Here is an 11882-nt window from a genome sequence, read left to right as displayed (position 1 = left end):
GAGGCGATACATCATGTGTTGCCCATTAAGCGAGAAGAGCGAATATACCCGAGAGCCGTGAAGCCTAAGGCAAAGAAATACCCCAATAAAAAGAAAGCCAGTCAGCTTAACTGACTGGCATTAGCCAACAGGCCCTTTTTTTCGCAGTGAGCAATTAATCGCCCTAGTAAGCCGCTTACGCCCTATTATTCACCGCTATAGATACAACCCGCTGTACAGGTTTCTTTGATCATTACTTTGCTCAGACATGGCAGGCTAGGTTTAAGCTGATCCCAAATCCATTTTGCCAACACTTCACTGGTCGGGTTTTCCAAGCCTTCGATGTCGTTGAGGTAGTAATGGTCAAGGCGGTCGTAAATAGGTTTGAACGCCGCTTTAATTTCGGAAAAATCAATCACCCAGCCAGTGTATTGATCCACTTCGCCTGTCACGTACAAACGAACCAGGAAAGAGTGGCCATGCAGTCGGCCGCACTTGTGGCCTTCCGGCACATGAGGCAGACGGTGTGCCGCTTCAAACATGAATTCTTTGAACAACTCGGTTTGCATACTTTCCTTTCCTGTTTGGGAATATAACGTCGGGCGGCATGCTACTGAATAATCGCCTTGAGCTCAATTCTCGATAGCCCACCAACAGGCATTTAAACGTGCGCGAATAAACCGCGTTACATTATATTTGCGACAAGTGTTTACATAATTGTGCTGCAACAATCACACAACAACATTAATGAAATCACCCATTTACAAAATTGCCGCTAAACTCTTGATAAAAATAACGACAGTTCGTGGTCTGAAACAATGCGTCTACCCATTGCGGCAAAAATTCTTATTGTACTTTTCTTCATATTTTCTGTTGTTCTTGCTGTGTCGCTGGTTTATCAAAACAACCAGCAAAAAACGCTGGTCACCGACATTGTCGGGGAACAGACTCTGGACAAAGCCAGCAACTACTTCGACAGCCTCAATATGATGATGCTGACCGGCACCATTCACCAAAAAGAAGCGCTGCGTCAGAAAGTGTTGGAACAAAATGGCATTGAAGATGCCCGGGTTATCCGCGCAGATGGCATCACATCAATTTTCGGCCCCGGCAACCCGGAACAGGCAATTGCCGACAGTATCGACCAACGTGCTGTGGGCGGGGAAACCATCATCGAGAATGTCACCCGTGATTATGGCCCCGGGATTGTCGTCGCACTGCCTATGAAAGCCAGCTCCAGCTACCGTGGCACCAACTGTCTTCAATGCCATGTGGTGCCGGAAGACACCGTGTTGGGCGTGGTGCGTCTTGAATACAACCTTTCAGCACTCTACGAAACCATCAACAACAAAATGCTGGTTACCGCCGCCATCATGACAGCCATTACCCTTGCTGGTTTCGCCCTGACGTTCGGCTTTATCCGCAACGCGCTGGTGTCCCCTCTCAAACGCATTTCACTGTTTATGCGCACTTGCAGCAATGACAAGAACCTGAGCGAGCGCATTACCCTGTCCCAGCAGGACGAAATTGGCCAGTTGGCAGATAGTTGCAATGCACTTCTCGATGGTTTCTCCGGCAGCCTCCACCAGGTGCGGGACACCGCGAAAACCTTGGTGGATGAGGCAAAGATCCTCACCAATGTCTCCAGCGAAACCAATAAGCTGGTCGAAAATCAGCGCCGCGAAACTCAAGAAATGTCTTCGTCGATCGACGATGTGCAGCACCACCAGCATATCGTTGAGGAAAAAACCACTGAAGCGGCAGAATTGAGTAAGTCGCTCGCAAACAGTGCCCAGCAAGGGCGCAATGATGCCAACGTGGCCGCGGAGGAAATCCAGCAACTGGTGCAAGAAATTGAACAGGTCAGGCATCAGATTCTGGCGGTTAACCAACAGAGCCTGGAAGTGAACAGCATTTTGGAGGTCATTCGCGCCATTGCAGAACAAACCAACCTGCTGGCGCTTAATGCCGCCATTGAGGCAGCACGCGCTGGCGAACAAGGCCGTGGCTTCGCGGTGGTTGCAGATGAAGTGCGCAACCTTGCCAGCCGTACTCATGATGCCACGGGTGACATTCAAAGCATTATTGAGCAACTCACCGCTGATGCCAGCAAGTCGGCCAATGCCATAGACGCCACCTGTGAAAGCACCACAAAACGCGCAGAAACGGTGATGCAGCTTTCACGCTCACTGGCGCAAATGGCTGAAGAGATCCTCACCGTGAACAGTAATGCAGAAGAGATCAGCAAAGATTCGGTGGAACAGGCAAAAATGGCGGATGCCCTGCGCGATCAGGTAATGCGCATCCAGTCCCACGCCGACGATACCGCAACCAATGCCAACCAGACACAGGAAATCAGTACCGAATTGCAACAACTTTCGGATCAACTGGAACATATGATCGGCCGTTTCAAACTGGCGTGATCGCCCTGACGGCACTTTCCGTTTAAATCCTACCCCCGGCACAGGCAAAAACAGCCAGCGCCGGGGATTTTCTCGCTTATTCTTTCACCAATCCATCACTAAACCGCACAGCCTCGCAATCCTTGCTATTTCTGCATCTTGAGGTAGTTCTGCGATGCGGGTAAACTTGCCAGTTCAAGTGAGAATTGTCCTCTACCGGTGACACAGCGTCGCCGGGTATCTTCAACGGAGTTAGATGCAAATTATGAACTATGCGCCTGTAGCAGACGTCCTGCACGGCAAAGCGGCAGTAGACACCGAAGTCACTGTTCGTGGTTGGATCCGCACTCGTCGCGATTCCAAAGCCGGTATTTCTTTCCTCGCCATTTATGACGGCTCTTGTTTTGATCCAATCCAGGCAGTTGTTCCTAATGAGCTGAATAATTACAAGGAAGAAGTGCTTCGTTTGACCACAGGCTGTTCTGTAGAAGTTACCGGTAAAGTGGTAGAGAGCCCAGGACAAGGTCAGGCATACGAACTGCAAGCAACCAACGTGAAAGTGGTTGGTTGGGTTGAAGATGCAGACACCTACCCAATGGCAAAAACCCGTCACTCTATCGAGTACCTGCGTGAAGTTGCTCACCTGCGTCCACGTACCAACGTTATCGGTGCGGTAGCACGTGTTCGTAACTGTCTGGCTCAGGCAATTCACCGTTTCTACCACGAAAATGGTTACTTCTGGGTTTCAGCACCGCTGATCACTGCGTCTGACGCAGAAGGTGCAGGCGAAATGTTCCGCGTATCAACGCTGGACATGGAAAACCTGCCACGCACTGACAAAGGCACTGTGGACTACAACGAAGATTTCTTCGGTAAAGAAACCTTCCTGACCGTTTCTGGTCAGCTGAACGCAGAAGCGTATGCATGTGCGATCAGCAAGGTTTACACCTTCGGCCCTACTTTCCGTGCAGAAAACTCAAACACCAGCCGCCACCTGGCGGAATTCTGGATGGTTGAGCCAGAAGTGGCATTTGCTGAACTGGATGACGTTGCGAAGCTGGCAGAAGACATGCTGAAGTACGTGTTCAAAGCGGTTCTGGAAGAGCGCCGTGATGACATGGAATTCTTCGCTCAACGTATCGACAAAGAAGCGATTACCCGTCTGGAGCAGTTCGTGACTTCTGACTTCGCGCAGGTTGATTACACCGACGCGATCCAAATCCTGCTGGATTCTGGCAAAGAGTTCGAATTCCCAGTTGAATGGGGTATCGACATGTCTTCTGAGCACGAGCGCTACCTGGCTGAGCAACACTTCAAAGCGCCAGTTATCGTGAAGAACTACCCGAAAGACATCAAAGCGTTCTACATGCGCCTTAACGATGACGGCAAGACCGTTGCAGCGATGGACGTTCTGGCACCGGGCATCGGTGAAATCATCGGTGGTTCACAGCGTGAAGAGCGTCTGGACATCCTGGATGAGCGCATGCGCGAAATCGGTATCGACCCAGAGCACATGGACTGGTACCGCGATCTGCGTCGCTACGGTACTGTGCCACACGCTGGTTTCGGTCTGGGCTTCGAGCGTCTGGTATCTTACGTAACCGGTATGGGCAACGTTCGTGACGTTATCCCATTCCCACGTACACCACGCAGCGCAAACTTCTAAGCGCACAAACAGTTATCAAAAAACCTCCGCATTGCCGGAGGTTTTTTTCGCCCGGGAAATTGCAATCATCGTTTGCACTAAATTCTCAGTTTGCGGCCATCCCCTGCTTGCAACTATTTGTTAAATTGGGATTGGAACAAACACTGAGAGAACAATTATGAGCAAATATTCCGCTGGCGATCTTAACTATCGCGGAGAAAGCAACGGCGTCCATCACTGGACTTTGGGTAACCAGCCTTATTACTGGCATCCCGACTGGCTGCACATTGCCGAAGACATGACAGGTGAAACGCCCATCCAAGAAGGCAAACTGGAAGTTGAACACGGGGAAAAACCCACCCAGGAGCATGCCGTGAACGCCATTGTTAAACACCTGAATGAGTGGGTACACAAACACCATAAGTAACCGATAGCGTTTTAGAATCTCAGGCTGCAGTCGCGGCCTGAATTGTTTTTAATTTCCGTCAGGAAGTGACCTGTTTCCAAAAGCTTCTAGGGCAGAATAATTCATCATTTATCTCTTCGCAGAAAACCTGAGTCGCACAATTCTCCTACCGCCCTTGCTGCTTTTTATCCCATCCCGGACAACAAATCCTCTACCTTCCCTACCACAGTGTTTTAACCAAGCAATAAGGTTGAATTTCCGTTTTATTACAACGATTCAAAATGGTATAAACAGCGATAGTGTCTTTTAACAACGCCATGGATGAACGAAGATGTTTGAAAAAATTTTAGCGGCTCCTGCCGACCCGATTCTGGGCCTGACCGAAGAGTTCAAAGCCGATCCGCGTGCTGAGAAAATCAACCTCGGTGTAGGTATTTACAAGGATGAATCCGGAAACACCCCTGTTCTTGCTACCGTTAAAAAAGCGGAAGCATCGCTGCTTGAAAACGAAAAAACCAAATCTTACCTGTCTATTCCTGGCACACCGGAATACGGCCTTGCAGTACAAAAACTGCTGTTTGGTAACGAAGCGACCCTGATCGCTGACAAGCGCGCGCAAACTGCACAGGCACCTGGCGGTACCGGTGCACTGCGTCTGGCGGCGGAATTTATCAAGCGCCAGCTTGGCGACGTAAAAGTATGGGTAAGTAACCCAACGTGGGCAAACCACAACGGCGTATTCGCTGCTGCGGGTCTGGAAGTTGCGTCTTACACCTACTACAACGCAGAAACCAAAGACATGGATTTCGCATCCATGGTTGCTGATCTGCAAACCGCAAACGCGGGTGATATCGTCCTGCTGCACGGCTGCTGCCACAACCCAACCGGTATCGACCCAGATGCAGAGCAATGGCGTCAGCTGGCTGATCTGTGTGTTGAAAAAGGCCTTTTGCCACTGTTTGACTTCGCATACCAAGGTTTTGCAAAAGGCGTGGAAGAAGATGCAGCTGGTCTGCGTATCTTTGCTGAGCTTTGCCAGGAACTGATGGTTGCTAGCTCATTCTCGAAAAACTTCGGCCTGTACAACGAACGTGTTGGTGCATTCAATCTGGTGGGTAAATCAGCGGCAGAAGCAGCAACTGCATTCAGCCAGGTGAAGAGCATTGCCCGTGTTATCTACTCCAACCCACCGGCACACGGTGCTGCGGTTGTGACCCAAATCCTGAATGATGCAGCGCTGCGTGCAGAGTGGGAAAAAGAAGTGGCTGACATGCGTGTGCGTATCCAGGAAATGCGTGAGCTGTTTGTTGCGACCTTGAAAGAAGAAGGCGTTGACCGCGACTTCAGCTTCATTGAACGTCAAAACGGTATGTTCTCTTTCTCTGGCTTAACCAAAGACCAAGTGACCCGCCTGAAAGATGAGTTCGGTGTGTACATTGTTGGCTCTGGCCGTATCAGCGTTGCCGGTATGACCCGTTCAAACATGGGCCCACTGTGTAAAGCAATCGCGGCAGTTCTGAAATAATCATTCAGAATAACAAGCATGAAAAAAGCGCCTCTCGGGGCGCTTTTTGTTTGTCTGGGATTTTAATCAGATACCGTGCAGGAACTCCGCACGTGTTGCCGCGTTGGATTTGAAAATCCCACCCAGTGCGGTTGTGGTGGTCGCACTGGTTGCATCCATCACGCCACGCGCTTTCACACAGTAGTGGGTGGCATTCATATGTACTGCAACGTTGTCTGTTTCCAGCAGGGTTTGCAGAGCAACGAGGATCTGGCGGGTCAGGCGTTCCTGAACCTGCGGGCGCTGCGCAAAGAAGCGTACGATACGGTTAATCTTCGACAAGCCGATAATCTTGTTTTTCGGCAAGTACGCCACTGTACATTTACCGTCGATGGTCACCAGATGATGCTCACAGGTGCTGGTTAAGGTGATGTCTTTCACCCTAACCATTTCATCGCAACCCATCTTGTTGTCGATAACGGTGATTTTTGGGAAGTTGGAATAATCCAAGCCCGAAAACACTTCTTCCACATACATTTTTGCAATGCGTGCCGGCGTTTCCATCAGGCTATCATCTTCCAGGTCCAAATCGATCACCGACAGGATTTCGCGCATGTGGTATTCGATCTTTTCTTTTTTCTCTTCGGCGCTCAACGACGAACCGGACTGCATTGGAGTCTCAATGCCGCGCGCTACCAGCGCGTCACGAACTCGTTTTGCAGAATCACTTAGTGTTGTCATAGTTTTTCCTCGGATCGTACTGATTCGGATCGTATTGATATTGCAACTTAACTTAATACTCGCCTATTAAAGACAAAGATCAATGGTTGTCAGATTTTTGAAGCATAACGTTAATACTCGAAAATTTACACCTTGATTTGCGTGTGGGCATAGTCAATTCAACCGCTTCCCTCCTCACACCGTCGAAGAAATGCGCGGCATGAGAGCAAATCACCATCATATGAGAAATTCGACTTTTAAATATCAGATTGTGAGCAGTTCGTGGCTATCACTTGCTTGAAAAGCCAATGACCTAAAGTGGTGTGTAAAATGAAAGTTTGCGATAATAATCGCTTTCTTCTTCGTATTGAGCACATTCCGCTCAACACAACTGAGAGTTTACTTATGGGTTGCTGCGACACTCCTGGATTGATGCCTGTCTCTGACGCCATTTCTATTTTGCTTGAAAGTACAACACCGATTACACAAATCGAATCGGTTGCGCTGGTTGATGCCCAAAACCGCATTACCGCCAGCGACATCTGCTCGCCAATCAACGTGCCACCTTTCGCCAACTCAGCGATGGATGGTTACGCACTGCGCCTTGCAGATCTGGCGAACAGCAAAACACTCAAGCTGGCCGGTAAGTCCTTTGCAGGCATTCCTTTTGAAGGTGAATGGCCACAGGGTACCTGTATCCGCATCATGACCGGCGCTGAAGTGCCGCCAGGTGCAGATGCCGTCATTATGCAGGAGCAAACGGTTGTCGAGGGTGACAACATCACCTTCACCGCCGACGCTACCCCACAGCAAAACATTCGCCCTGTCGGCGACGACGTTAAACAAGGCGACGTGGTTATTCCAAAAGGCACCCTGCTGACACCGCGTGAAGTACCTTTGCTGGCAACCCTTGGCATTGGTACCGTGGAAGTGATGCGCAAACCGCGTGTCGCGTTTTTCTCTACCGGCGATGAACTGCGCCAGGTTGGCGAACCGCTTGGTAAAGGTGAAATCTACGACAGCAACCGCTACACCATCCGCGCCATGCTGGAAAAAATGCAATGCGAAGCCATTGACCTTGGTGTGGTGCCGGATTGCCCGGAGAAACTGCGCGAAACTTTCCTGAAAGCTGCAGACGAAGCCGATGTGATTGTGACTTCTGGCGGTGTCAGTGTGGGTGAAGCAGACTACACCAAAGATATTCTCGATCAGGAAGGTGAAGTCGGTTTCTGGAAAATCGCCATCAAGCCGGGTAAACCTTTCGCGTTCGGTACGGTGAAAAATGCGCTGTTCTGTGGCCTGCCGGGCAACCCTGTTTCTGTGCTGGTCACACTGCACGTATTGGTTCAGCCTTTATTGGCAAAACTGGCGGGTTACACCCAGTGGAAACCGGCCATTACACTGAAAGCAAAAGCTGAGACCCGCTTTAAGAAAGCACCGGGACGCGCTGACTACCAACGCGCTGTTTACCGCGTGGACGAAAACGGCGAACTACTGGTAGCGACAACCGGAAACCAGGGTTCAGGCGCATTCAGCTCCCTGTCGGTCGCCAACTGTTTCGCCGTGTTAGAGCAGGATCGCGGTCATATTGAGCCGGGCGAAACCGTGACGATTGAGCCATTCAACGCTGTATTGAACTAAGGAAAGCTGTGGACATTCTTTCTCCCCAAGAAGAGCTGCGGTACAACCGCCAAATCATCCTCCGCCAGTTTGATTTTGACGGCCAGGAAGCGCTGAAACAAAGCCGCGTGCTGATGATTGGTGCAGGTGGTCTGGGCTGTGCAGCAGCCCAATATTTGGTTGCGGCGGGCATTGGCCAGTTGACCTTGGTTGACGATGATAAAGTGGAGTTATCCAACCTGCAGCGTCAGGTGCTGCACTGCGATGCCACTGTGGGGGAAATGAAGGTCCACTCTGCGCAAAAAGCGCTGGAAAGACTCAACCCGCATACCGAGATCACGGCCATTGCCACCCGCCTGAACGACGTCGAGCTACAAGCATTGGTGGAACAACACCATATCGTACTGGATTGTACCGACAACGTTGCCACCAGAAACCAGCTAAACCGCCTTTGCTTTGCGCTGAAAACCCCGCTGGTCAGTGGTGCAGCCATTCGTCTGGAAGGTCAGGTGGCAGTGTTTACCTATGCAGATAACGAACCTTGCTACGAATGCCTGAGCGCCCTTTTTGGCGAACAGGCACTTAGCTGCGTGGAAGCAGGTATCCTTTCACCTGTGGTTGGCATTATTGGGGCAACCCAGGCACTGGAAGCAATTAAGGTTATTACCCACTTTGCTGCCATTCCCAGTGGCAAAGTGATGCTTTACGATGCCATGAGCAGTGAGTGGCGACATTTTGGTTTGCCTAAAAGCTCGAACTGTAAAATTTGCCGACGCTAATACTCTCAGTTCAACTCAATTAGGTGACACATTTCTCAAAAATCTGGAATTTAGACTAATCTTAAATACAGGCTGGGTTGCTAACCTCTTCACGCAACCCTGTATGTAAAGTTTGTCATGCGGGTGGTGAGAGCTAGCAATGCTAAAAACAATATCGATAGTCATCGTTATTCTCGGCATGCTCGCGCTGATCTCTGCGCTTAAGTCTTCCATTGCACTCTTCCGTCGGGACAGACGTCATTCCACCCTCAGCTTCATCCCCGTTATGCTAGGGTTTGTGCTGGGGTATGTCATTTTCGCTGCATTTCTCAGCAGAAAGCCTGAAGCGACTACCATCGATTTTATTGTTGCCATGGTCTTTTTTGGTGGCGGCGTCTTCTGCGTCATGATCTTTGGTGTGATCTCCCAGAGTATGGAGCGGGTGGCATTTGCAGAGTTCCAGAACCGCCACAATGAATCCCATGACCCCTTGACGGGTTTACCAAACCGCCGTTTCTTGCTCCACACCATCGCCCAGCAGATCATTGATTATGAACTCTCGCAGCAACGCTTCGCGCTCATCACCGTAGACATCAATAATTTCAACAATATCAATGAAGTATTCAGCCACCAGAAAGGCGATCAGCTTTTGGCGCAATTCTCATCTCGGCTGAAAGAATTTGTCGGCGATGATGTTTTTATCTCCCGCTCCAGTGGTAACCGTTTCACTTTGATTTTGAATGACCCGGAGTCCATCAGCATTGGGCGCTACATTGAGAGTATCCAAAGCTATCTCGACCATCCTTTAACGATCAACGACCATGATGTAAATCTGACCAACACAGCGGGTGTTGCACTGTATCCGGAACACGGATCTAACGCAGAAGAGATCCTGAAACGCTCAGAAATTTCGATGTACAACGCCAAGCGAATTCAAGCCCCTTATGCTGTTTACGAGCCCACAGCATCGAGTAATTTCTATGATCAGACCGAGCTTGCAGCCATGTTGCATGCCGCCGTTGCATCGATGGATTTTGAGCTGTTCTTCCAGCCAGTTTTGAACGTCCACAACCCGCACCAAACCACCTTTGAAGCACTGATCCGTTGGCCGCTGGGCGATGGCTACAGTGTCAGTCCAGACGAATTCATTCCTATCGCCGAGCGCACTAACGCCATTAAACAAATCACCCATTGGGTGCTGGAAACCACAGTGGCACAACTGGCCGTTTGGCGACAGCAATCCCTGACGCCCAGTGTTCAGGTAAATCTTTCCGTTAGGGACATTGAAGATGACTCGCTGGAACCTTTTCTTGCAATTTTACTCAGCCGCTATTCAGTGAATCCCGGACAGCTAACATTGGAAGTGACGGAAACCAGCATGATGCAGAATCCAGATAAAGCGCGGGTTGTGTTGGAGAAAATCAAGAAACTCGGTGTTTCACTTAGTATCGATGACTTCGGCACCGGTTTTTCCTCACTGTCTATTCTCAGCAATATGCCTATCGATGAGATCAAAATTGACCGCAGTTTCGTGACCGACCTTCTTTACAGCAGCAACCACGAAGCGATTGTCCGTTCGACGATTTTCCTCGCGCACAGTCTGGATTGCCGTGTGGTTGCAGAAGGCGTTGAAACCGAGGCACTGGGTAAGTATCTGATCTCTATTGGCTGTGACAAAATACAGGGCTACTGGTACGGCCGCCCCATGAACCTTGCCCAGACCGACGCCTGGCTGTCTGAAACACAGCTATCAATCGGCAAAGTCGCCAGCCAGAATTAACCACCTCCACCTGTCAGACTAATTTCCAACCATCTGATTAAAAAGCATACATACACTTCTGATCAGATATTTCATCTCGTCATTAATGCTTCAAGTTAGTGAAACATAGTTGTCATATAACTTCCCTAAAGTTGCCTCCGTTGACGCAAAGAACTCCTTCGAGAAAGGCAACGTTTAAGGATATAAATATGAAATCTAAAGTTTTTTCTGCGCTGTGTGTCGCTGGCGCTCTGGTAGCTACAACTGCAACCGCTCAGGAAACCATCACCATTTCAGGCTCAACCTCTGTAACAGAAGTCATGGAAGTGCTGGCAGAGACCTATCAAAACAAAAACAGCAATACCTTCATTGAAGTTCAGGGCACAGGCTCATCTGCCGGTGTAAAAGCAGCCAAAAACGGCACCTCAATGTTCGGTATGGCTTCTCGTGAACTGAAAGAGTCTGAAAAAGAGCCTTCTCTGAAAGAAACAGTCATCGCCCGTGACGGCATCGCGGTTGTGGTTAACAACGCGAACACCCTGCAGGACCTGACTGTTGAGCAAATCGCAAAAATCTACCGCGGTGAAGTCAGCAACTGGTCGCAAGTGGGCGGCGAAAATAAACCTGTCGTGGTCGTTACCCGTGACACCGCATCAGGCACCCGCGGCGCATTCGAAGACATCATGGGTCTGAAGCGTAAAGTGAACGGCAAAACGGTTTCCGCTATCTCCCAACGCGCACAAGTGGGCAACGGTAACGGCGTGGTGAAAACCATCGTTGCAAACAACCCATTTGCAATCGGCTACATCTCTCTCGGTTCTATCGATGAATCACTGAAAGCACTGAAAGTGAACGGCGTTGCGCCAACAGCAGAAGCTGTAGCAGCCGGTGACTATCAAGTTGCACGTCCATTCCTGGTGATGAACCAAGATGGCAAACCTTCCGCAGCGGCAAATGACTTCCTGAACTGGGTAGTCTCTGCAGAAGGCCAGAAAATCGTATCAAGCCAAGGCTACGTGCCAGTTAAGTAATTCCCCTTGGCCCGGCACATTTCGCCGGGCCGCTTTTGAGGATATTCCTGCAGTCAAT

The 11882-nt window shown here is 50.0% G+C and carries 10 protein-coding genes; 8 read left to right on the top strand and 2 right to left on the bottom strand.

All coding sequences use genetic code 11. The features are described 5' to 3' along the window. Positions 1 to 185: 185 nt before the first annotated feature. Complete coding sequence (gene queD / locus KU854_RS15815; RefSeq protein ID WP_054778258.1) at positions 186 to 548, bottom strand: 6-carboxytetrahydropterin synthase QueD; 363 nt, start codon at positions 546 to 548, stop codon at positions 186 to 188. Positions 549 to 797: 249 nt separating this feature from the next. Here queD and KU854_RS15810 point away from each other — a divergent pair, with 249 nt between their 5' ends. The 4 genes from KU854_RS15810 to KU854_RS15795 all read left to right on the top strand — a co-directional run bounded on the left by KU854_RS15810 (position 798) and on the right by KU854_RS15795 (position 5957). Continuing rightward, entirely contained in the window at positions 798 to 2402 is a 1605-nt protein-coding gene (locus KU854_RS15810) for a methyl-accepting chemotaxis protein (RefSeq protein WP_218359411.1), read from the top strand. A 244-nt stretch (positions 2403 to 2646) separates the two neighbouring features. Beyond that, complete coding sequence (asnS, locus tag KU854_RS15805) at positions 2647 to 4047, top strand: asparagine--tRNA ligase (RefSeq protein WP_218359418.1); 1401 nt, start codon at positions 2647 to 2649, stop codon at positions 4045 to 4047. 157 nt (positions 4048 to 4204) lie between these two features. Continuing rightward, positions 4205 to 4453 (top strand): hypothetical protein, encoded by a 249-nt coding sequence (locus tag KU854_RS15800; RefSeq protein ID WP_054778257.1) that lies wholly within the window; start codon positions 4205 to 4207, stop codon positions 4451 to 4453. Positions 4454 to 4763: 310 nt separating this feature from the next. Continuing rightward, on the top strand, positions 4764 to 5957 hold the full coding sequence (locus tag KU854_RS15795; RefSeq protein WP_218359410.1) for an amino acid aminotransferase: 1194 nt from the start codon (positions 4764 to 4766) through the stop codon (positions 5955 to 5957). A 66-nt stretch (positions 5958 to 6023) separates the two neighbouring features. Here the strand turns inward: KU854_RS15795 and folE are convergent, their stop codons facing one another. Next, complete coding sequence (gene folE, locus KU854_RS15790; protein WP_218359409.1) at positions 6024 to 6677, bottom strand: GTP cyclohydrolase I FolE; 654 nt, start codon at positions 6675 to 6677, stop codon at positions 6024 to 6026. Between the two features lie 384 nt (positions 6678 to 7061). Here folE and moeA point away from each other — a divergent pair, with 384 nt between their 5' ends. The 4 genes from moeA to KU854_RS15770 all read left to right on the top strand — a co-directional run bounded on the left by moeA (position 7062) and on the right by KU854_RS15770 (position 11824). Beyond that, positions 7062 to 8297 carry a molybdopterin molybdotransferase MoeA gene (gene moeA, locus KU854_RS15785; RefSeq protein ID WP_218359417.1) on the top strand — a complete coding sequence of 412 codons (1236 nt, stop codon included), beginning with the start codon at positions 7062 to 7064 and terminating at the stop codon, positions 8295 to 8297. A gap of 8 nt (positions 8298 to 8305) precedes the next feature. Beyond that, on the top strand, positions 8306 to 9055 hold the full coding sequence (moeB, locus tag KU854_RS15780; RefSeq protein ID WP_218359408.1) for a molybdopterin-synthase adenylyltransferase MoeB: 750 nt from the start codon (positions 8306 to 8308) through the stop codon (positions 9053 to 9055). 139 nt (positions 9056 to 9194) lie between these two features. Beyond that, positions 9195 to 10814, top strand: coding sequence for a putative bifunctional diguanylate cyclase/phosphodiesterase (locus KU854_RS15775; protein WP_218359407.1), 1620 nt, complete (start codon positions 9195 to 9197; stop codon positions 10812 to 10814). Positions 10815 to 11002: 188 nt separating this feature from the next. Further along, complete coding sequence (locus KU854_RS15770; protein ID WP_218359406.1) at positions 11003 to 11824, top strand: phosphate ABC transporter substrate-binding protein; 822 nt, start codon at positions 11003 to 11005, stop codon at positions 11822 to 11824. Positions 11825 to 11882: the final 58 nt, after the last annotated feature.

Source organism: Enterovibrio paralichthyis (assembly GCF_019209835.1).
In the GTDB taxonomy this organism is placed as follows: Bacteria; Pseudomonadota; Gammaproteobacteria; order Enterobacterales; family Vibrionaceae; genus Enterovibrio; species Enterovibrio paralichthyis.
This window is presented reverse-complemented; position numbering and strand designations above follow the sequence as displayed.